The organism is Streptomyces sp. NL15-2K (assembly GCF_030551255.1).
GTDB lineage: Bacteria > Actinomycetota > Actinomycetes > Streptomycetales > Streptomycetaceae > Streptomyces.
The window spans coordinates 7,483,030-7,504,479 of the sequence record NZ_CP130630.1; the positions used below are offsets into that span (position 1 = coordinate 7,483,030).

General features: G+C 69.8%; 17 protein-coding genes. 9 read left to right on the plus strand and 8 right to left on the minus strand.

Features of this window, described 5'->3' with window-relative positions; genetic code table 11:
- Nucleotides 1–113: 113 nt before the first annotated feature.
- The 3 genes from Q4V64_RS33865 to Q4V64_RS33875 all read left to right on the plus strand — a co-directional run bounded on the left by Q4V64_RS33865 (nt 114) and on the right by Q4V64_RS33875 (nt 4,547).
- Entirely contained in the window at nt 114–1,187 is a 1,074-nt protein-coding gene (locus Q4V64_RS33865) for a LacI family DNA-binding transcriptional regulator (RefSeq protein WP_124439438.1), read from the plus strand.
- A 111-nt stretch (nt 1,188–1,298) separates the two neighbouring features.
- Nucleotides 1,299–4,010 (plus strand): family 78 glycoside hydrolase catalytic domain, encoded by a 2,712-nt coding sequence (locus Q4V64_RS33870; protein ID WP_253266883.1) that lies wholly within the window; start codon nt 1,299–1,301, stop codon nt 4,008–4,010.
- 102 nt (nt 4,011–4,112) lie between these two features.
- Nucleotides 4,113–4,547 (plus strand): VOC family protein, encoded by a 435-nt coding sequence (locus tag Q4V64_RS33875; RefSeq protein ID WP_124439437.1) that lies wholly within the window; start codon nt 4,113–4,115, stop codon nt 4,545–4,547.
- Between the two features lie 45 nt (nt 4,548–4,592).
- Here the strand turns inward: Q4V64_RS33875 and Q4V64_RS33880 are convergent, their stop codons facing one another.
- From Q4V64_RS33880 to Q4V64_RS33890, 3 genes are read right to left on the minus strand one after another with little or no spacing between them, the layout of a single operon-like run.
- The gene (locus Q4V64_RS33880; RefSeq protein WP_124439436.1) at nt 4,593–5,291 is read right to left on the minus strand and encodes a response regulator transcription factor; all 699 of its coding nucleotides are present in this window, start codon (nt 5,289–5,291) and stop codon (nt 4,593–4,595) included.
- Nucleotides 5,288–6,631 (minus strand): sensor histidine kinase, encoded by a 1,344-nt coding sequence (locus tag Q4V64_RS33885; RefSeq protein ID WP_124439435.1) that lies wholly within the window; start codon nt 6,629–6,631, stop codon nt 5,288–5,290. The genes Q4V64_RS33880 and Q4V64_RS33885 overlap by 4 nt, the downstream gene beginning before the upstream one ends.
- Before the next feature lie 7 nt (nt 6,632–6,638).
- Nucleotides 6,639–8,897, minus strand: coding sequence for an MMPL family transporter (locus Q4V64_RS33890; RefSeq protein WP_124439434.1), 2,259 nt, complete (start codon nt 8,895–8,897; stop codon nt 6,639–6,641).
- A gap of 583 nt (nt 8,898–9,480) precedes the next feature.
- Here Q4V64_RS33890 and Q4V64_RS33895 point away from each other — a divergent pair.
- Both Q4V64_RS33895 and Q4V64_RS33900 read left to right on the plus strand, forming a co-directional pair.
- Nucleotides 9,481–11,190, plus strand: a complete 1,710-nt coding sequence (locus Q4V64_RS33895) for an MFS transporter (RefSeq protein ID WP_124439433.1) — start codon at nt 9,481–9,483, stop codon at nt 11,188–11,190.
- 170 nt (nt 11,191–11,360) lie between these two features.
- Nucleotides 11,361–11,750, plus strand: a complete 390-nt coding sequence (locus Q4V64_RS33900) for a nuclear transport factor 2 family protein (RefSeq protein WP_253266882.1) — start codon at nt 11,361–11,363, stop codon at nt 11,748–11,750.
- 27 nt (nt 11,751–11,777) lie between these two features.
- Here the strand turns inward: Q4V64_RS33900 and Q4V64_RS33905 are convergent, their stop codons facing one another.
- The gene (locus Q4V64_RS33905; RefSeq protein ID WP_124439431.1) at nt 11,778–12,557 is read right to left on the minus strand and encodes an IclR family transcriptional regulator; all 780 of its coding nucleotides are present in this window, start codon (nt 12,555–12,557) and stop codon (nt 11,778–11,780) included.
- Nucleotides 12,558–12,704: 147 nt separating this feature from the next.
- Between Q4V64_RS33905 and Q4V64_RS33910 the strand changes: the two genes are divergently transcribed.
- The 4 genes from Q4V64_RS33910 (at nt 12,705) to Q4V64_RS33925 (ending at nt 17,186) form a co-directional block, all read left to right on the plus strand.
- Complete coding sequence (locus Q4V64_RS33910; protein ID WP_124439430.1) at nt 12,705–13,904, plus strand: FAD-dependent monooxygenase; 1,200 nt, start codon at nt 12,705–12,707, stop codon at nt 13,902–13,904.
- A 124-nt stretch (nt 13,905–14,028) separates the two neighbouring features.
- Nucleotides 14,029–15,726, plus strand: a complete 1,698-nt coding sequence (locus tag Q4V64_RS33915; protein WP_124439429.1) for a thiamine pyrophosphate-binding protein — start codon at nt 14,029–14,031, stop codon at nt 15,724–15,726.
- Between the two features lie 33 nt (nt 15,727–15,759).
- On the plus strand, nt 15,760–16,578 hold the full coding sequence (locus Q4V64_RS33920) for an SDR family oxidoreductase (RefSeq protein ID WP_124439428.1): 819 nt from the start codon (nt 15,760–15,762) through the stop codon (nt 16,576–16,578).
- 59 nt (nt 16,579–16,637) lie between these two features.
- The gene (locus tag Q4V64_RS33925) at nt 16,638–17,186 is read left to right on the plus strand and encodes a VOC family protein (protein WP_124439427.1); all 549 of its coding nucleotides are present in this window, start codon (nt 16,638–16,640) and stop codon (nt 17,184–17,186) included.
- A 32-nt stretch (nt 17,187–17,218) separates the two neighbouring features.
- Here the strand turns inward: Q4V64_RS33925 and Q4V64_RS33930 are convergent, their stop codons facing one another.
- Genes Q4V64_RS33930 through Q4V64_RS33945 form a run of 4 tightly spaced genes read right to left on the minus strand, consistent with a single transcriptional unit; the run spans nt 17,219 to nt 21,371 of the window.
- A complete protein-coding gene (locus Q4V64_RS33930) occupies nt 17,219–18,157 on the minus strand; it encodes a dioxygenase (RefSeq protein WP_172629143.1) in 939 nt (312 codons plus the stop codon).
- Nucleotides 18,158–18,168: 11 nt separating this feature from the next.
- Nucleotides 18,169–19,236 (minus strand): maleylacetate reductase, encoded by a 1,068-nt coding sequence (locus Q4V64_RS33935; RefSeq protein ID WP_124439425.1) that lies wholly within the window; start codon nt 19,234–19,236, stop codon nt 18,169–18,171.
- On the minus strand, nt 19,236–19,832 hold the full coding sequence (locus Q4V64_RS33940) for a nuclear transport factor 2 family protein (protein WP_124439424.1): 597 nt from the start codon (nt 19,830–19,832) through the stop codon (nt 19,236–19,238). Before Q4V64_RS33940 ends, Q4V64_RS33935 begins: the two co-directional genes overlap by 1 nt.
- 48 nt (nt 19,833–19,880) lie before the next feature.
- Nucleotides 19,881–21,371, minus strand: coding sequence for an aldehyde dehydrogenase (locus Q4V64_RS33945; RefSeq protein ID WP_124439423.1), 1,491 nt, complete (start codon nt 21,369–21,371; stop codon nt 19,881–19,883).
- Nucleotides 21,372–21,450: the final 79 nt, after the last annotated feature.

Genomic DNA, 21,450 nt, shown 5'->3' on the forward strand with positions numbered 1-21,450 from the left:
TTTCGACTGCGCTTTCCCACCTGAAGAGCTCGAAAGGGCTACGAAAAATATTTCGGTGCTAGTGTGTCCGGGACGAGGAACGCTCAGACCGGCACTGTCACCAAAGGGGACCCATGGCATCCGTTTCCAACCGTGTGACATTGGCGCAGATCGCCGAGTACGCCGGCGTCTCGGTCGCCACCGTCTCCAAGGTCGTCAACGGGCGCCCTGATGTCGCCCAGCAGACCCGTGACGCGGTGCTGGAGCTGATGCGTCAGCACAACTACGGCGGGAACCGGGATGACCTGCGCTCACACCCCACCGTCGAACTGTTCTTCGGCTTCGAGGAGTTGAGCATCTACTGCACCGCCATGGTCCAGGCCGTGGTGGATGCCGGGGTCCGTGAAAGCGTCGGCGTGGTGGTCAGCAGACGGGGCGATCGTGATCCGGCTGCCGACCCCGCCGGGTGGGCGCACAATCTGGCCGCCGCCGGCCGGCGCGCGGTCATCGCCGTCACCGCCAACACCTTGTCCCCTCCGATGGTCGAAGCCCTGAGCCGGGTTCGCCTGCCGCTCGTGCTGCTCGACCCGGAGGTGCCCGACCCTTCGATCGTCAGTGTCGGTTCGACCTACTTCGCCGGCGGCCGTGCCGCCACCACGCATCTGCTTTCCCTCGGCCACCGCCGCATCGCCTACCTCGGCGGCAAGGAGGACGCCAGCTCCAACCAGGCCCGACTGCACGGATTTCGCAGCGCCATGGAGGCCGCCGGCGTACCCGTACTGGGCGAACTGGTCCGGCACGCCGGCAGTTTCCACACCGCGGAGGGCGTCGAGCACGGCAAGCGGCTGCTGGCCGCGGACCCCGCGCCCACCGCGGTGTTCGCCGCCTGCGACGAGCTGGCCGCCGGGGTCATCGAGGCCGCCCGGCTGCGTGGCCTGCGTGTCCCGGAGGACCTCAGCGTCGTCGGCTTCGACGACACGCCGCTGGCCCGGGTCACCTCGCCGCCGCTCAGCACCGTCCACCAACCCATCAACGAGATGGGTGCCGTTGCCCTGCGGACCGCTCTTCGTCTGGCTTCCGCGGCGGAGATCGATTCCCACCACGTCGAGCTGGCCACGAGGCTGGTGGTCCGGGACTCGACCGGACCGGTCCCCGCCGATACCGACCCCGATGGCGCCGCGCAGACCGAAACCCGTGTCGCCTTCTGACCCCATACGGCACGCACGCCCGAACGTCCGGGACGCGGCGGAAGGCGACCCCGCCTGCCGCACGCCCTCGCGGGCCCAGAGCGCCCCGCGCACGCTCGTCCGGCACCGGCAGTGAACAACCGACTGACCCACATGGAATGGGAGGCGATGGCGGCTATGGCCATGCTCGCTCCGTACGACCTCACGATCGACTTCGGTGGCGACCAGTTCCCGGTCTCCGGAAGCCGCCCGCGACTGTCGTGGAAGCCCCCCGGGGGCATACCGGCGTATGCCGGCCACGAGCTGGAGATCCACGTCGACGGGCGTTCGCCGCAGACGGAGCACGTCGGCGACCACCTGTTCGTCGACTGGCCGGCCCGCCCGCTGGGCAGTGGTGAGCGCGTGCGGTGGCGCGTCCGAACGCACGCGGAGGCGGAGATCTCGCAGTGGAGCGCCTGGCACGCTTTCGAGGCCGGGCTCCTCGACGAGGACTGGACGGCACACTGGATCACGCCCGCGGACGATCCTCAGGACGCGCGCCGCCGGCCCGGGACCCGCCCCACGCACGTCCTGCGCTCCACCTTCACCACCGCCGAGGTGGTCCGCGCCCGCCTGTACTCCACGGCCCTGGGCGTGTACGAGGCGTTCGTCAACGGCGAGCGCGCGGGCACCGTCGAACTCGCGCCCGGCTCGACCTCGTACGACCGCACGCTGTACGCCCAGGCCGCCGACGTCACCGCGTCCGTCCGCCCCGGCGTCAACACCGTTGAGATCGTGCTGTCCGACGGCTGGTACCGCGGCCAGGTCGGCGCCTTCCGCAAACCGGCAGGCTGGGGGGAACTCCTCGCTGCCCGGCTTGAGTTGCATCTGGAGTACGCCGACGGGTCGCGCCGGGTCGTCCGCACCGACGAGCACTGGACCTCCGCCCGGGGCCCCGTCACCCGCGCCGACCTGAGGGACGGCCAGATCACCGACTTCCTCGCCCCTCGAGGCCCTGAGCGGCCCGTACTCGTCGACGCCGTCACCGCGCCCGCGGTCGACTGGTCCCCGGCCCCGCCCGTGCGCCGCGTCGAGGACCGCCCCGTCGTCTCGCTCACCCGCCTGCCGGACGGCGCCTGGATCGCCGACTTCGGCCAGAACGCCTCCGGCTGGCTCGTCCTCACCGACCTCGGCCCGGCCGGTACCCGGACCGTGATCGACCATGGCGAGCACCTCGATCCCGCCACCGGAGATCTGACCACCTCCCACCTGGACATCCAGCGCCCCGGCGATCCGGTGACCGTCTTCGTCCAGCACGACGAGGTCGTCTCCTCCGGGGCCCCCGGCGAGACCTTCGAGCCCCGCCACACCGTGCACGGATTCCGGTACGCCCGGCTGGAGCGCGGCGACGTCCCGCTGGACGCCGCCGGCCTCACCATGCGGGTGGTCCACACCGACCTGCGGCCCACCGGTACCTTCGCCTGCGGCAACGAGGACCTCAACCGTCTGCACGAGGTCGTCCGCTGGAGCTTCCGCGGCAACGCCGTCGACGTGCCCACCGACTGCCCCACCCGCGAGTGCATCGGCTGGACCGGCGACTACCAGGTCTTCGCGCCCAGCGCCGCACGCCTCTACGACGTGTCCGGCTTCAGCCGCAAGTGGCTCCGCTCGGTCCGCGACGACCAACTCGACGACGGGCGCATCGCCAACTTCTCCCCCGACGGACGGCGCGCCAAGCTCCGCACCGACCGGCGGCTCGACATGATGACGGGCTCCGCCGGCTGGGGCGACGCCATCGTGCTGGTGCCCTGGGTGCTGTACGAGACCTACGGCGACAGCCGGGTGCTCGCCGAGAACTGGGACGCGATGGTCCGCTGGGTCGAATGGGCACTGACCACCGCCCGCACCGCCCGCCACCCCTCCCGAGTGGCCCGCTCGACCCAGCCCCTGCCGCACGAGGAGTTCGTCTGGGACGGCTCCTTCCACTGGGGCGAGTGGAGCGAGCCCAAAGCCCGCGCCGAGGACGGCTCGCTGATCGAGCCGGTGGAGGACGGCCCGGACGGCTGGATGACGACCGACAAGGGCGAGGTGGGCACCGCCTTCCTGCACCGCTCCACCTCCATCCTCGCCGAGGTGGCCACCCTCCTGGGCCGCGACGCCGAGGCCGCCCGCTACACGGAGTTGGCGCAACGGATCAAGGACGCCTGGCGCACGGAGTTCCTCGAAGACACCGGCCGGACCACCACCGACACCCAGGCGAGCTACGTCCGCGCCCTCACCTTCGGACTGGTGCCCGAGAAGCTGCGTGACGCGGCCGTCGAGCGTCTGGTGGTCCTCATCCGCGCGGCCGGAACGCACCTGGGCACCGGCTTCCTCTCCACCGCCGACCTGCTGCCCGTCCTCGCCGACACCGGCCACGCCGGCCTCGCCTACGAGGTGCTGCTGCAGCGCTCCGCGCCGTCCTGGCTCGCCATGCTCGACCGTGGCGCCACCACGATGTGGGAGGACTGGGAGGGCATCGACGAGAACGGCGACGCGCACGACTCGCTCAACCACTACAGCAAGGGCGCCGTCATCAACTTCCTGCACACCCACACCCTCGGCCTGCGGCAGGCCGAGGGCTCGGTGGCCTGGGAGTCGTTCGTCGTCGCGCCCGTGCTCCACGCGTCGGTCGGCTGGGCGCGCGGGACCTTCGACGGGCCACGGGGGACCATCGCGGTCGAGTGGCGCACCGAGGGCGACGAACTGCACATCACCGTCGACGTACCTCCCGCCTCCACCGCCGCCGTCGTCTTCCCCGGGGGTGAGGAACTGACGGCGGGTCCAGGCCGGTTCACGGCGCGGCGGAGCGTGGGAGCGCGGTGAAGGCAGGGGTACCGCGCCCGCCGCGACAGCGCGACCGGCCCACTCGGCCCTTGCGTTGCCTGAGTTCGCCCCGATGCCGTGACCTCTTGCTATGGTGCGCCGATGCCATCGATCAGACAGTTCCAAGTCACCTTCGACTGCGCGGAACCTGAGCGCGTCGCTCGCTTCTGGTGCGAGGTGCTGGGGTACGTCGCACCGCCGCCGCCGGAGGGGTTCACCACGTGGGACGAATACAACCGCTCCCTGCCTCCTGAGGAACAGGGCTCATGGTTCGCATGCAAGGACCCCTCAGGCGTCGGCCCGCGGCTGTACTTCCAGCGCGTGCCCGAAGGCAAGGTCGCCAAGAATCGGGTGCATCTTGACGTGCGGGCCGGCACCGGGCTCGTGGGTGAAGAGCGCCTGGCCACGCTCGAGGCCGAGTGCGCACGACTGGTCGCGCTCGGCGCGACCCACGTACGAACGCTGCTCGCCGATGAGGAAAACGAGTCCTGCATCGTGATGCAGGACGTCGAGGGCAACGAGTTCTGTCTCGACTGACGAGTTCTGTCTCGGCTGATTCCCTCGACCATGGGCTTCAGCCCTTTACGGCAGGCGGCCGGTGTCGCCGTCGCCGTCGGGGGCGGGGTGGGCCAAGCCCGTCCGGTAGGCGATGACGACGAGTTGGGCCCGGTCGCGGGCCTCCAGCTTCGTCATGGCGCGCTGCACGTGGGCGCGGACGGTGAAGGGGCTGAGGAACATCCGCTCGGCGATCTCCTGGTTGGACAGGCCGGTCGCGACCAGGGCCACCATCTCGCGTTCGCGCGGGGTGAGCACGGCGAGTTGTTCGGGGTGGTGCGGCGGGGCGTTGTCCGGTGTGGCCAGGAAACGGGCGACCAAGGAGCGGGTCGCGGCGGGGGACAGAAGAGTGTCGCCGTCGGCGATCGTACGCACGGCGTCCAGCAGGTCCTCGGCCCCGATGCCCTTGCCGATGAAGCCGCCGGCTCCCGCGCGCAGGGCCTGAGCGACGTACTCGTCGGTCTCGTACGTGGTGAGGATCAGGATGCGGCTGGCCCGCAGTTCGGGGTCCGCGCAGATCTCCGACGTGGCGGTGAGACCGTCCACCTCGGGCATACGGATGTCCATGATCACCACGTCCGGGCGTAATTCCCGGGTGAGTCTCACCGCCTCCCTGCCGTCGCCTGCCTCGCCGACCACGGTGATGTCGTCGGCACTGTCGAGAAGCATCCGGAAGGCACCGCGCAGCAGGGCCTGATCGTCGGCGAGCAGCACTCGGAGCGTCACGGCGCATCCCCGGCCTCTCTGCCGCCCGTTCCTGCGTCGCCCGTCGCTCCGTCAGCCATCCGTCCCTCTACGGTTGTTGCTCCGTCAGTTCTCTGCGCCGTGTCCTTGGCGGGCGGGAGGGGCAGCTCGGTGGAGACGAGGAAGCCGCCTTCCGGGCGTCTGCCCGCGGAGAGGTGTCCCCCGACCGCGGTGGCACGTTCACGCATCCCGATCAGACCGTAACCGGGCGGACGGTCCACCGTCGTGGACGCGCTCGGTCCCGTGGACGCACCCCGTCCCTTGGCTGCGGTCGGCGCCGTACGGGCGCCCCTTCCGTCGTCGGCGACGGTGATGGTCACGCGATCGCGGTTCCAGGCGAGGCGCACCCGGGCGCTACCGGTACCGGCATGCTTGGTCACGTTGGTCAGGGCCTCCTGGACGATGCGGTAGGCGGTGAGGTCCACTCCCGGCGGCAGCGGCCTGGCCGTGCCCTCCTGGTGCACCGACACCTCCAGGCCCGCGCGGCGGAAGGACTCGAGGAGCGTGGGAAGCCGGGAGAGGCCGGGCGCCGGTTCGGCGGGCGCGGCCGTGTCCCCGGACTGGCGCAGCAGACCCACCGTGGCCCGCAGGTCGTCGAGCGCGTCGCCGGTGGTCTCGACGAGCTCCTTCAGGCTCTTGCGGGTCTGCTCCGGGCGGGAGTCGAAGAGGTGGGCGGCGACCGTGGCCTGCGCGTTGGCCAGGGTGATCTGATGGGCCACCAGGTCATGCAGTTCCCGGGCGATGCGCACCCGTTCCTCGGCCACTCTCCGGCGTGCCTCGCTGTCCCGGCTCTCCTCGGCCCGCTGGGCCCGCTCCTCCACGGCCGCCAGGTAGGCCCGTCGGTTCTGCGCCGAGTGACCGAGTACGCCGGCCACCAGCGGGAACGCCGCCACCAGTCCCAGCCTGCTCGCGTCCTCCCACGAGTTGGTCCCGAACGGGAGGGTGGAGACGACCAGCAGCGCCGTGGAGGTGAGCAACACCGCGCTCGCCGCGCGCCGTTCCATGCGCAGGGCGAGTGAGTAGGCGGTGATCACGGCGGGGGCCACGATGAGCGGGCTCAGCAGGAGACCCGACGGCGCGACCAGCACGCCGCACACGGTCGTGACCGCGATGGCGGCCAGTGGTGTCCTGTGCCGCACCGGCAGCACGGCACAGGACACCACGGCGATGAGGTAGGCGGCGGCAGGCGGCGCAGACAGCGGCTCGTCGTCGACCTGCACCACGCCGCCGAACAGGCAGAGCGCGAACGCCGTCGCCGTGATCGCTGCCTCCCGCCACCACGTGCCGCGTGATCGCGGGCTACCGCCACCCTTGTCCGTCATGGCCGGCTCAGTGCCGGTGCCGGCCGACGGGGAGCCGCGGCACCACTGCGTCCGGCTCCATTGCGGAGGCCGGGACACGCCTGCTCAGTTTCTCGCCCTCGATATCCACATTCGGCAGCACACGGCTCAGGATACGAGGCAGCCACCAGGCCCGGTGGCCGAGCAGTGCCAGGACCGCGGGCACGATCGCCATCCGGACCACGAAGGCGTCGAAGGCGACGGCGGAGGCCAGGCCGACGCCCATCGTCTGGATGGTCGGATTGCTCATCCCGATGAATCCGGCGAACACGCTGACCATGATGATCGCCGCCGCGGCCACCACCCGTCCGCTGTGCCGGAAACCGTTGACGATCGCCTCGCCGGGGGACGCGCCATGGACGTAGGCCTCCCGCATGCGGGTCAGGAGGAAGACCTCGTAATCCATGGCGAGGCCGAACACAATGCCGATGATGAGGACAGGCATCAGCGACATCACCGGTCCGGTCTGCTCGATGCCGACCAGATCCGCCGCCCACCCCCACTGGAAGACGGCGACGAGGACGCCGAAGGCGGCACCCACCGACAGCAGGAAGCCGAGCGCGGCCTTGACCGGGACCAGGACCGAGCGGAAGACCACCATCAGCAGGAGCACCGCCAGGCCGATGACCACGGTCAGATAGGGGATGAGGGCGTCGGACATGGCTTCGGAGATGTCGATGTTCATCGCGGTGGTGCCGGTCACCAGGACGGCGGCGCCCGTGTCGGCCTCGACGCCGGAGACCGCGCCCCGGATCGCGTGCACCAGGTCCTTGGTCTCGCCGCTGTTCGGCGCGGTCTGCGGTACGGCGGTGAGGACGGCCGTGTCCTCGGCCTGGCTGAGCACCGGATCACCGACCGACGCGAGCCCGTCCACTCCCCGTACGGTTTTGGCGACCAGGTCCGTGGTGGCCCGGGTGTCGCCAGACCCCGAAGACGCTGCCGTGTCCACGACCACGGTCAGCGGGCCGTTGAAGCCGGGGCCGAAGCCTTCTGACAGCAGGTCGTAGGCACGGCGCTGGGTGGTCTCCACCGACTTGGACTCGTCGCCGGGCAGTCCGAGTTCGAGGCTCAGCGCCGGCAGGGCGACGGCGCCGAGACCGAGTCCGGCGATCATCAGCACGGGTACCGGCCGGCGCAGCACGAACCGCGCCCAGCGAGTGCCGAGCCCGGGCCGGCCGGCCTCGGTCGGCACCGGGTGCGGGCGCTCGCTTCCGGGCCGGGTGGCCTTGCGGACGGCGCGGGACAGGATCCGCCGGCCGAAGAAGCCGAACAGCGCGGGGACCAGGGTCAGCGCGACGAGTACGGCAAGGGCCACGGCGCCCGCGCCGCCCATACCCATCTTGGTGAGTTCGGGAATTCCGACGACCCCGAGGCCGACCAGGGCGATGAAGACGGTCGCGCCGGCGAAGACGACGGCGGACCCGGCCGTGCCCACCGCCCGTCCTGCGGCCTCCTCCGGCTCGCTGCCCTGGGCGCACTCGTCGCGGAAGCGGGAGGTGATGAAGAGTGCGTAGTCGATGCCGACCGCCAGCCCCAGCATCAGCGCCAGGATGGCGACGGTGGACGTCAGGCCCAGCGGAACGGCCAGCGCGGAGACCAGGCCGAAGGCGATGGCCACGCCCACGAAGGCGGTCAGCAGCGACAATCCGGCCGCGACCAGCGACCCGAGGGCGAGCACGAGGACGATCGCCGCCACCGCCACGCCGATGATCTCCGTCGTACCGCCCAGTTCCTCTTCCGCATCCAGGGCCGAGCCACCGATCTCCACGGTCAGTCCCGCGTCCCGGGCCTGGCTCGCGGCGTGCTCAAGGGCGCTCTTCGTCGACTCGGTCAGGTCGACGGCTCCCTCGGTGTAGGTGACCGTGGAGTAGGCGATGGTGCCGTCCTCGCTGACGGCGCCGGTCTCATAGGGGTCGGTGGTCGACGCGACCTGATCGCCCCCGTCCAGTAAGCCGAGGGCGTCCTCGACGGCCGCCTTGTGCTCCCTGGCCGTCACCCGCTGCCCGTCCGGGGCCTGGAACACCAAGCGGGCCTCGGCGCCCTGGGAGTTGCTCTGGGGGAAGCGCTCGTCGAGCAGGTCGAACGCCTTCTGCGACTCGGTGCCGGGCATGGAGAGGTCCTCTTCCTCCCCGGCCGGCGCCATGGCGGCGGCGGCGACGGCCAGCACCAGGACACCCAGCCACAGACCACCTACGAGGCGGCGCCGTCGGAAGGCCCACCGTCCGATCCGGTAAAGAAATGTCGCCACCTGTTGATCACTCCAGACGCCGCTAGGAATGGGGATTGCGTGAGATTCACGCGCCTCCCACATTTCCCTCCGGCGTCCCGCCGGGCATCGTTCTCCGCCGCCGTCTTCGCCTGGTGCACACGGACCAGCCACTCACGTGTCCTGGTGCCTACGCACTACACGCCAACCCGGGTCGGGGCTTGACCTGGAGTTCAGTGCCCAACAGGTGTGACTCGGCGCCCGCGGCGACCAGGGCGCGTCATGGAGGCGGCGGCTCTGCGCCGGGACGACGAGGAGATCGGCGTCGCCGTGCGGCAGGAGCACGGACGGCACCCTCGGATGGGCTTGGCCTGTTCGTCCAACGAACATGCCCATTGAGCGTGACGGGGGTCACTCCTACTTTGACGCTGCTCGGCGGGCTGGCCACCAGGGCCGAGCGTCCTGAATCAGGTTTGGTCGATGAGCCGCGCGGAGGCGCTCCGCAAGGCCTCAGGGGCGGTACGGCAGCGGTGTTGCCGGGATGACCGCGACAAAAGCACCCACAGCACGGTCCGGCGGCGGACGTCGGTTCCGGCAGCAGCGCTCTGCGCGCAAGGAGTCGTCCATGGTTCAGATCGATTCACCCAGTGCGTCAAAGGGAGAGGGCGGCAGATACACCCTGAGCGCAGGCACTCTGACGGCGGTGGTTCTCGCCGTGTGCCTTGCGCAGATAGCCCTTTCCGTCCCCTCGCTCATCATCGGGCTGATCCAGCAGGATCTCGCGCCGTCCTCGTCCCAACTGACGTGGATCGCCGAGGCCTTCATGCTTCCCGTCGCCGCGTTGGGGCTGGGATTCGGCGTGTTCGGTGACCTGTTCGGCCGTAAGCGCCTGCTCGTCGGGGGCGCCGCGCTCATTGTCGTGGGCTCGGCTCTCGCGATCCTGGTGCCGGCTGAGGGATCCTCGACCGACACTCGGGTGACGTTGCTGCTCGTTGCTCAAGTCCTCAACGGCATCGGGGCCGCGGCCGTCTTCCCGACGAGCCTCGCCATGGTGGCAGCCGGCACGCACACCACTGCCACCCGCGCACGTGGCGTGGCGATCTGGGCCACCGCGCTCTCGGTCGGCGGCTTCCTCGGCCCGCTGCTGGCAGGCCTCGCCGCCAAGATCGAACTCGGCTGGGCCGGGAACGCGAACTGGCGCTGGGCCTTCGTCGGCGTCCTCGTCATCGCCGCGGTGAGCGTGGTCCTGTCGCTGGCCCTCGCCCAGAACTCCGCCTCGCCCGAGGGCCGGTCCATCGACTGGCCGGGTCAGATCACTGCCGCGCTCGGCCTGTTCGCTCTGATGTACGCCGTGATCCAGGGCCCTGAGAGTGGCTGGGGGAGCCCGCAGATCGTCATGGCGTTGATCGTCGCCGCCGTCTTCCTCGTGCTGTTCGTCTTCGTCGAGAACCGTGCGACCGAGCCGCTCCTTCTCCTGAGCGTGTTCAGGAACCGGGCGTTCGCGATGAACTCGGTGGTCACCCTGATCGGTATGTTCGCGTTCCTCGTGATCATGTACAGCACCAGTATCCGCCTCACCACCATCCAGGGATTCAGCCCACTGAAGAGCTCCGTCGCCTACCTCTTCTTCGGAGGCATCGGTTTCGTACTGCTGCCCTTCACCTCCAAGTTGCTCGGCCGCTACAACCCCCGGTGGGTTCTCTGCGCAGCCCTGATCCTCATCGGCGCCAGCGGGCTGTGGTTCGCCGGCGTTCCGACGAGCAATCGGGCCCTGGGCGCCATCGTCGCGCCTCTGATTCTCGCCGGCGTCGGCTCGGCGCTCGCCATCGCCGCCATCAGCGCGGTCGCGGTCAACACGTTGCCCAACCACCTCGCCGGTATGGCGAGCGGTGTCACGAGCACGTTCCGGGACCTCGGGTTCGCCCTCGGCCCCGCGATCGCCGGTGCTGTCGCACTGGGCCGGGCCGCCGACGAGATCGCCCGCAAGCTGGCCGGCGATCCTGAACTGAGGAACGCCTACGAGGCCTTCCAGGCCTCCGCGGCCCACGCTCCCGCCGATCAGAGACCGCAACTCGAGGCGGCGGTGCACGCCGTGGAATCGGGCCCGCTCGGCGCCAACTCGGTGCCGGCCAACATCACGCTGCCGGATGGTCAGGTCATGCCCTTCAACCCGCTCAAGGACGTCGCCTTCGACGCCCTCAGCAGCAGTTACTCCCTCGCCTACGTGCTCGGTGGCGTGGCTGCTCTCGTGGCGGCCGCACTCACTCTCGTCGGCGCGCGCGGTGGTGTGGCCCAGGCTCATCTCGAGGACGACCCGCACACCCTCGAGGACTGACCGCTAGGACACGGGCAGCAGGCCGGCCCGGACAACCGGTGCGCCCGCCACGACTCCTCCTCCTCGCGAGCAGCGGTTGCGGCGGGCCACGGCGTACAAGACACAACGATCAACAGACGCACTCGGACAGGAGTCGAACAATGGCCACCGTGCACCCAGGAGCGAGCAGTATGAACGACGTCCGCATGCCGGCCACGGTCGCTGAGGCGGAGGCGGCGTGGCTCGTCGCGATCACAAACGGCGACGAGGAGCAGCGTGACCTGATGCTCCCCGACTGTGTGATCGTTCATGGCCCGGTCGGGAATGTCCATGACCGCGAGCGCTTCTTCAGTTACAACGCGTCCATGGGGCCCATCGTCGAGGCTGAGACGAGCGAGGTGGCGTGTCTGGAGCGAGGGGGCCGGGCGATCGTGACGTGCTTTCAGAAGATGCGCGTTCGGCGCTTGCCCGACCTGCCGCCGTTCCTGGTTCAGGCCGTGGCCACACGGGTGTGGTGCTCGACCGACGAGGGATGGCGCCTCGGCCACATGCAGCTCTCTCGGCGGCAACCGTCGGCATGACGCGCCGGTTTCCTCGCCCTGCGAGGGTTACGAGATGTCGATGGGAATGCCCGGCCTCCAGCCGAGACTCCTGGACAATCCCAGTCCACTCGTGACCAGCGTGGGAACGGCCGCTTGGAGTTTGATCGAGCCCGCAGCCACCACAACGGAGAGGGCCGCGACGACTTTGCCGCGGCCGTCGACGATGCGCGTAGCGACCGACTCGGCCCCTTCGCTCAGCTCTTCCTTGACGACCACCGTTCCGGTCGATCGGCAGGACGCCAGTTCGCGACGGAGTTCGGCCGGTTCCACGATCGTCCTGGGAGTGAAGCGCTGCAGCCTTCCCGCCAGCACCTCATCGATGAAGGCGGGACTGCTGTGGCTCAGAAGCACCTTGCCGACACCTGAGCAGTGCAAGGGCAGAAGGCCGCCGACCTGCGATGTCAGACCGACGGCGTTGACGGCCGACAGCCGTTCGATGATCACGGCCTGGTCGCCTTGGAGGACGGCCAGCTGCACATGCTGGCGAAGAGCCGTGTACAGGTCCTCCACGAACGGCTGCGCGGCGCTGCGGAGCGTCTCGGCGCGCGGGGCGAGGGTCCCGAGGCGCCACAGGGGCAGGCCGATCGCGAAGCGGTTGTCGCTGGTGCGCTCCAGCGCGCCGGCCTCCAGAAGGTCGAGCGTGAGGCGCCTGGCGGTGGCTTGCGGCATGCCCGTACGCCGGACCAGGTCGGCGAGGCTCAGCTCGGTGTGGTTGGGGTCGAAGGAGAACAGCAGATCCCACAGTCGAGAGCTGACTGAGCGTCCTGGCTCGTGTGCGCGAGGCATGGGCCTCTCCTCCATCGTTTGTGGCCCCGGTCACTCTACCTTCCATGTTCGTTGGATGGATGACGCCGTTCCAAGAATGCGCGGTTTGTAGAACTCTTGTACACAGTGAGCCATTACCTCACTCGAGGTCCACGGGAGTGCAAGAGCATGATGAGTACGGAAGACGGCCCTAGGATCGCGATCCTCGGCGGCGGCATCGGAGGCCTCGCTGCCGCGGCTTTCCTTCGCGTTAAGGGCTTCGACAGTGACGTCTACGAGCAGGCGGCCGCCCTGACCGAAGTCGGTGCGGGCCTGGTGGTCGCGCCCAACGCGGCCCGCCTGCTACGACAACTCGGCGTGCTGGACCGGTTCGTCGAGCGCGCGGTCCGGATGGAGGTCGGTTGGGAGTTCCGGCGCTGGGAGAACGGCGCCGTCCTCTCCGCGGAGAACCTTCAGGAGGGGTGCATACGCCTGTACGGCGAGCACACCTACACCGCCCACCGCGCCGACCTGCTGGACGCCTTGAGGTCGGCTGTCCCCGAGCACTCGGTCCATCTCGGCAAGCGCTGCGTCTCGGTCGAGTTCGAAGGCGACCAGGCGGTTCTGCGGTTCGACGACGGCGAGACGGTCCGCCCGGACATCCTCATCGGCGCCGACGGGGTCCACTCACGAGTGCGCGGCGCCATCGTCGGGCCGACTCAGGCCAGGGAGTCGGGCATCTGCGCCTTCCGGGCCCTCGTACCGGCGGGGGAGGCACCCGACTTCGCCAGGCGGCGCGCCCAGACCCTCTGGATCGGCCCCGACCGCCACCTCGTGCACTACCCGGTCTCCGGCGGCGAGTACGTCAACCTCGTCGCCTTCACACCGGCCGGTGCGGGCAGCGTCGAGTCGTGGACGGCCACCGCGACGCTCGAGGAACTGCTCGACGAGTTCGCCGGCTGGGATCCGCGTCTGGTGGAGCTGATCAGGTCGGCCGACACGCCGGGGCGCTGGGCGTTGCTCGACCGCGAGCCCCTCGACCACTGGAACCGTGGCAACGCGACCCTGCTGGGTGACGCGGCCCACCCGATGTTCCCGTTCTTCGCCCAGGGCGCTGCCCAGGCGATCGAGGACGGCGCAGTCCTGGCCCTCTGTCTTGGTCAGGACCCGGACGACCCGATCGCGGCGCTGGGACGTTACGAAGAGCTCCGTCGACGCCGCACGGCACGCCTGCAGCAGGTGTCGCACGGAAGGTCGCACATCAACCACCTTCCGGACGGTCCTGAGCAGCAGGCGCGCGACTTGGCGTACTCGCAGGCCGACCCCCTCAGGGCGAACGGCTGGATCTACGAGTACGACGCCGAGGTCGCTGTCTCGGCCTCGGTGTGAATCAGCCCCGAGGCTCCGCCCTGGCCAGTCCGGTCGACGGGGTCTCGACCTTTCCATGGCGAATCAGGCGTTGACCATCCAACGAACACGGCCATTGAGTACGTCCAGAAGGGCGGATCACCGAATGGCACCCGCAACCGGTAGTGGGCTCGTCGTGCGAACACTGCAGCGAGCCGGAGTCACCGTCGCCTTCGGCCTGAACGGAGCACACGTCGACGGCATCTTCCAGGATGCCCTGGATGCCAAGCTTCGGATCGTCGACGTGCGCCACGAGATGAACGCCGGCCACGCGGCCGAGGGCTATGCACGGGTCACCGGGGACCTCGGTGTCGCCGTCGTCACGGCCGGTGGCGGCTTCACCAACGTCCTGACCTCCATCGCCAACGCCCATCTGGACCGGACCCCCGTCCTCTACATCGCTGGCTCCGGTCCCCTCGAGACGGACCAGATCAACGACCAGCAGGCCGGATTCGACCAGGTCGCCATGGCAGCCCCGGTGACCAAGTTCGCGCACCGCGTCACCCGTGCCGAGCTGATCCCCCGTCTGGTCGCCCAGGCGGTCCGCATCGCTCAGTCGGAGCCCAAGGGCCCGGTGCTGCTCGACATTCCCTGGGACGTCCTGCGCCAGCAGGTCGACGTCGACGAGGTGGAGGACTACCGCCTCGACATCGACGGCACCGGCATCGCCCCCGCCGGTGGCGTCGACCGGATCATCGAGGCGATCGGCGCCGCCCGGCGGCCGATCGCGCTGGTCGGCAAGTCCTTCGTCACCGCCGAGGCACGGGCAGGGTTGCACGAGTTCGCCGCCCGTACGGGAGTGCCCCTCTTCTCCGACTGGGAGGGCCTCGGCGCGATCGTCGGCTCCGAGCAGCACGTCGGTCTCGTCCAGACCCTGGCCACCGTCCCCGAGGACGAGCGGCCCGACCTGGTCCTTCTGCTCGGGCTGCGCTTCGGAATGACCACCCAGTTCGGCACGGGCCGACTGCTCCCGAAGAGCGCGCGGATCTTCCAGATCGACCCCGACGGCCGTGAACTCGGCCGTCTGCAGGAAGTCGAACTCGGCATCCAGGCCGACCCGGTCGGCACGATCGGTGTGCTGAACGAGCGCCTCGGCGACAGCCCCGCCCCCTCCGGACGCGACGACTGGCTCACGACCCTGCGGGACATCTCGGCCACCCGGCGGTCCGCACTCGCCGCCGAGACCGATGAGCACGAGGACGACGCGATCCACCCGTACCTCGCGGTCCGCACGATCGCCGAGAGCGTCCCCGACAACGCCACCGTGGTCGTGGACGGCGCCCTGACCGAGCTGTGGCTCTCCGAGACGATCGCACTCGCGCCGCTGGCCCACTACCTCGGGCACGGCTACCTCAGCTCGATGGGGAGCAACTTCGGTGTGGCTCTGGGAGCGCAGTACGCGGCCCCCGACAAGGCGACGATCCTCGTCACCGGCGACGGCGCCGTCGGCTACAGCCTCGCCGAGTTCGACGCCCTCGTGCGGGCAGGGCTCCCGGTGATTGTGATCGTCCTCAACAACCAGGCCTGGGGCGCCACTCTGCACACCCAGCAGTTCCTCTTCGGACAGGACCGCGTCACCAACAACCGCCTGCAGAACGGCTCGTACAGCGGCGTGGCACGAGCTCTCGGTGCGGACGGCGTCGACGTCACGGAACTCGACCAGCTCCGCCCGGCGATCGAGGCCGCCCTCGCGGCCCGCCGACCGACCTGCATCGACGTACGCGTGAGCCTTGCCCCCATTCCTCCGGAGGAGCGCGTCCTGAACGGCGGAGCTCCGTTCGGCGGCATCGAGATCGACGCATGATCCGCCACTCCTGAACCCCCACCAAGGAGAACCATGAACGACACGACTGACGCCGGAAGTCGCGACCTGGCCGTCGACGACCGGCGCCGGCGCTTCCTCGGGAAGACCTGCCTCGTCACCGGCGGCAGCAGAGGACTGGGACTGGCAGCCGCACAGGCGTTCGCGCGCGAGGGCGCACGCGTGGTCATCATCGCGCGCGACCCGGACCAACTGAAGACCGCGAGCGATCTGATCGGCGACGGCACGATCGCCGTGGCAGCCGACCTCTCCTCGTCGGCCGGCATCAAGGCCGCGGTCACGGAGGTCGCCGCACGAGTCGACCACCTCGATGCCGCCTTCCTCAATGCCGGGCATGCGGGCATCAAACGCCTCGGCGACATGGACGAAGCCACCTGGGACATGGTGTTCGACACCAACGTCAAGGGCTCGTTCTTCCTCATGCAGGGCCTCAGGCCCTTGCTCGCACCCGGCGGGGCCGTCGTCTTCTGCGGCTCGGCAGCCGGTCGAAGGGCCAGCGCGGGAACCGCCGCCTACGGAAGCAGCAAGGCCGCACTCGAGCACCTGACACGCATCCTCGCCGCCGAAGTCATCGGCGACGGAATCCGGGTCAACATCGTCATTCCGGGCGGCATGAACACCGACATCGCCGAACGCACGACGGGCCTTCCGCCCGGCGGAGCCGACGCCTTCCGGGAGCGGGTCAGGCTCAGCACTCCCATGCTCCGGGAAGGAGAACCGGACGAGCTCGCCGACGCCGTGCTCTTCCTGGCCTCGTCCGAAGCCAGCTACATCACAGGCGCGGCCCTTCCGGTGGACGGCGGCGCCTCCAGCTTCACCCGCCCGCCGAAATAGAGGCGACGGCCGCTCCCGATCACCAACCGCGCCACAGGACCCACGCGAGGACAACCACCATGGAGTTTCCCTTCGGCCAGCCGACCGACGCCATCATCCAGGTCGCGTACACGGTCCCCGACCTCACTGCCGGGATGCGCTGGTGGACCGACGAACTCGGCGTCGGGCCCTGGTTCGTGAACGGGCGGATCGGCGGCGAGGGCTCCACCTACCGTGGTGAGCCGGGGAAGGCCGAGTTCACCCTGGCCCTCGCGTTCTCGGGGCACATGATGGTCGAGCTCATCCAGACCCTCGACGACGAGCCTTCCATCTACAAGGACGCCTACGAACGCCGTGGCTACGGCTTCCACCACGTCGCCAAGGCCGTGCCGAACGTCAAGGAAGAGGTCGAGCGTCGTGAGGCGAGCGGGGCGTCGGTGCAATTTCACGATCTGACCCCGGGGGGTGACGTCTTCTTCCTCGACGGAGGTGAAGATGCCCCGGGGATGATCGAGCTCGTCCAGGACAGCGAGATCACCCGAGGGATCTTCACATCCGCCTGGCGGGCATCAGTCGACTGGGACGGGGAGCGACCTCTGCGCGACTTCGCGGAGTTGCTGCCCGCCTGACCGACTCTCCTGGGCCGGAGCGGCAGGCACGGTCATACGCCCGCGGGGGCGAGGACGATGTCGAAGCGCACCCGGCTCCACGTGCCGTCGATGACGCGGCCGTCGGGGGTCGGCGTGCCGGCGGGCTGCCGCTCGAACCGCTTGATCAGTGAGTCCTTCACGCCGAAGACGGTGTCCTTGCGGCCGATCGGGTCGCCCTCGGGGAAAATGTGGGTCACCAGCGTGCGCGCCCCCTCGTGGGACACCATGAAGTGCAGATGGGCGGCGCGCAGCGGTGAGCGGCCGACCGCGTCGAGCATCTTGCCGACGGGCCCGTCGTCCGGGATGGGGTACGGCGTCGGGGTGAGGCCCCAGAAGCGGTAGCTGCCGTCGGCCGCGGAGAACAGGTGTGCCCGGCCGGCGCGCTTTCCGGCGTCGTACTGGACGTCGTAGAACCCGTCCTCGTCGGCCTCCCAGACCTCCATCCGCGCGCCGGCGAGCGGGGTGCCGTCGGTGTCGGTGACGGTGCCCTCGACCCAGCAGGGCTCGCCGGGGGCACCGAAGGCCAGGTCGCCGCCGAGTTCGATCGCGGGGGCGTCCTCGACGAAGAACGGCCCGAAGACGGTCGCCTCGGTGGCGCCCTTGTAGGCCTGGTTGTTGACGTTGATGGTCTGCATGCTCGCGCCGAGGGTGTCGGACAGCAGGATGAACTCCTGCCGGACGTCGTCGGTGATGTGGCCGGCCTTGGTGAGGAAGTCGATCGCCGTCCCCCACTCCTCCTCGGTCAGCCGGACCTCGCGGATGAAGGAGTGCACGTGCTTGACCAGGGAGGTCATGAGTTCCTGCAGCCGCGGGTCCTCGCAGAGGTCGAAGGAGGCCAGGACGTTGTCGACGAGCTGCTGCTCGACCGCCTGTTGCTCCGGCGACACCTCGCGGTAGATCGTGCTGTCGGCACCGGCCTGGGCCGAGCCGGGGTTGACGTAGGTAGCCATGACGGCCTCTTTCAGTTGATCGGTTCGCCGGCCCACGCCGCCTCCAGCAGCGCGGTCAGGTTCTCGTCGGTGACGGGGGTGGGGTTGTTGGCCGGGATCGCCCGTGTGATCGGCCCCAGCGCCTTGGCGATGCCGTCCTCGGGCATGCCGTAGTCGCGCAGCGCCCTCGGCGCGTCCAGCACCTGGCGCAGGGCGGCCAGGCCGGCGCTCGCCGCCTCGGTGCGGAAGACCGTGCCGAAGGCCTGGGCGATACGCGCCTCCGCCTCGGGGGCGTGCGGGGCGTTGAAGGCCAGCACGTAGGGCAGCACGACCGCGTGGGTCTGTGCGTGCGGGAGGTTGAACATGCCGCCGAGGACGTGGCAGATCTTGTGATGCATCCCGGAGCCGGCCGAGGCGAACGCGACCGCGGCGAGGTAGGCGCCGTACAGCGTCTGCTCGATGCCCTCGACGCCGGTCGAGTCGTCGGCCACGGCCGGCAGGCCGGTCGCCAGTGCGCGGATGCCCTCCTGTGCCAGCGCCCGGTCGATCGGGTCGGTCCGTGGCCCCCACATCGAGTCCACGCAGTGCGCCATCGCGTTCAGGCCGCTGGCCACGGTCATCTCGCCGGGCAGCGTGGTCAGCAGAGCGGCGTCGTACACGACCGACGCGGGCAGCACCCTGCTGTCGACACCGGTGTTCTTGGTCTCGCCCTCGGTCAGGCCCCACACGTTGGTCGCCTCCGAGCCGGCGTACGTGGTGGGGACCGCGACGATCGGCAGCCCGGTGCTCATCGCGACGGCCTTGGCCAGACCCGTGGTCGAGCCGCCGCCGACGCTGACCAGGATGTCCGCGCCCGCGTCGACCGCCGCCCGCAGGGCTCGCCCCGCGACCTCGACCGGTACGTGCATCACGACCTCCTCGTGACGCAGTACCACCGGGAGCTCCTTGGCGATGGGGTCGGCCAGCTCCCTCTCGCGGTCCGACGCGATCAGCATGACCTTGGAACCGCCGAGCGCCTCGACCTCCGCCGCCACGGCGCCGGGCGACTCCCCGGCCGCGAACACCACCCGCTGGGGAAGGGTCTCGTGGGTGAACTTCATCAGGCCTCCGTCAGCCATTGCTTGCCTTCGCCGTAGAGCTGCTCGACTGCTGTGCCGGTGAGGCCGGGAAGCCCGTCCTTCACCGTGAATCCCGCCTTGGTCTGCAGGTAGGCCAAGTGCCGGTAGCCGGTCGGGAACCGGTTCAGGAGTTCGGGGTCCAACGTCAGTGTGGCAGCGGGGTCCACGGCGTCGAGCCGGTCCTTCTCGTAGATCGGCTGCCGGCGCACGAGGGTCCAGCGCCCCTCGTGGCGGGAGAGGAAGTCGTAGAAGCGGCCGGTGCACACGACATCGACCTCGACGCCGTCGATGCTCGCGCGCTGGTTGATGGTCATCTTCGTCTGCGCGATGGCCCGGTCGCCGACGATGTCCGCGGTGTGGCCACCGAGGAAGTGCAGGATGCTGACTCCGTTCTCGAAGCCCTCACGACTGGCCTTGATGAAGTCGGTGGCGCTTCCCTGGAACCAGGTGGCGCTCATCCAGCCGTCGCGCGGATGCCAGACCGTGGCGAAGCGTCCCCAGTCCCCGGCATCGCGCCACAGCGCCCAGTTCTCGACGAGCTGCCGGATCTCGTGGCGGTCGTTGTCGGTCTGCGACATGGTTCGGTCTCCGCTCGGGTCTCATCCTCGGATGGGGTAGTGGCGTCCTCAGATGGGGTAGTGGCGGGATCCCGACTGGATGGTGATCCAGCGCAACTCGGTGAACTCCTCCAGCGCGGCGCGGGAGCCGAACCGGCCCCAGCCGCTGGCGCCGACACCGCCGAAGGGCATCTGGGGTTCGTCGTGCACGGTTGCGCTGTTGATGTGGCAGATGCCGGACTTTATCCGGCGGGCCACGTCGAGCGCGGCGGCCGCGTCCTTGCCGAAGACCGCGGCGGAGAGTCCGTACTCGGTGTCGTTGGCGACCGCGACGGCTTCGTCGGTCGAATCCACCTCCATGATCGAGACCACCGGTCCGAAGGTCTCCTCGGTGTAGATACGCATGTCCGGCGTGACCCCGCGTACCACGGTGGGCTGCACGAACAGGCCGTCGGCCGTGCCGCCGGTCAGGATCTGCGCGCCCTTGGCGCGGGCGTCCTCGATCAACCCGACCACGTGGTCGCGGGCGGCGGCGTGGACCAGCGGACCGATCTGTGAGTTGGGGTCGCTCGGGGGTCCGACGACGAGCTTGGCGGCACGCTCGGTCAGGCGGGAGGAGAGCTCGTCGGCGACAGTTCTGTCCACGATGACGCGCTCGGTCGACATGCAGATCTCGCCCTGGTTCATGAAGGCACCGAAGCTGGCCGCCGCGGCGGCCTCCTCCAGATCGGCGTCGGGAAGGACCAGGAAAGGCGCTTTGCCACCGAGTTCGAGGACGACACGGGTGAGGTGGCGACCGCCGAGTTCGCCGATGATACGGCCGACCTTGCTGGATCCGGTGAAGTTCACGCGCGTCACGGCGCGGTGGGCGATCAGCGCCTCGACGACGCTCGGACCGTCCTTCGGGGCGTTGCTGATGAGGTTGACCGCTCCGGCGGGCACGCCGGCGTCCTGCAGTACCTGGACGATGGCGGCGTGGGTGAGCGGCGTCTGCTCGGAGGACTTCAGCACCACGGTGTTGCCCCACACCAGCGGCCACACGACGGCGCGTACGCCGAGGATCAGCGGCGCGTTCCACGGTGCGATGCCGACGACGACGCCGACCGGCTGACGTACGCCGAGGGCGGTGAGGCCGGGCACGTCCGACGGGATGACCTCGCCGACGGCCGCGTACGCCTGGGCCGCCGCCTCGACGAGCATGCCCTTGGCGACGTGCACGTTGAAGCCGCACCAGGGGAGAGTGGCGCCCATCTCGCGGCTCATCGTGGCGACGATCTCGTCGGTGCGCTCGCCGAGCAGGACGGCCGCACGCTCCAGAACCGACCGCCGTGCGGACGGCGGAAGGCTTGACCACTCGGGAAGGGCGGCCGCCGCCGCGTCCACCGCGAGATCGACGTCCTCGACGGAGGCTGCCGCGACCCGCGCGATCGGTTCACCGGTCAGGGCCTCGGTCGTCTCGAAGTAGCGGCCGTCCTTGGCCGCGACGTGCTCCCCCGCGATGAGCAGGTCGCTGGTCCGGACAGTGCCGGACGTGGGTGCCTCGGTCTCAGTGGCTGACATGGGTTGCCTCACCTCTACAACAGCTGCGATCGCCGCACGAAACCTGCATGTCGAACTCTCCGCCCTCGGCGGCACGTCC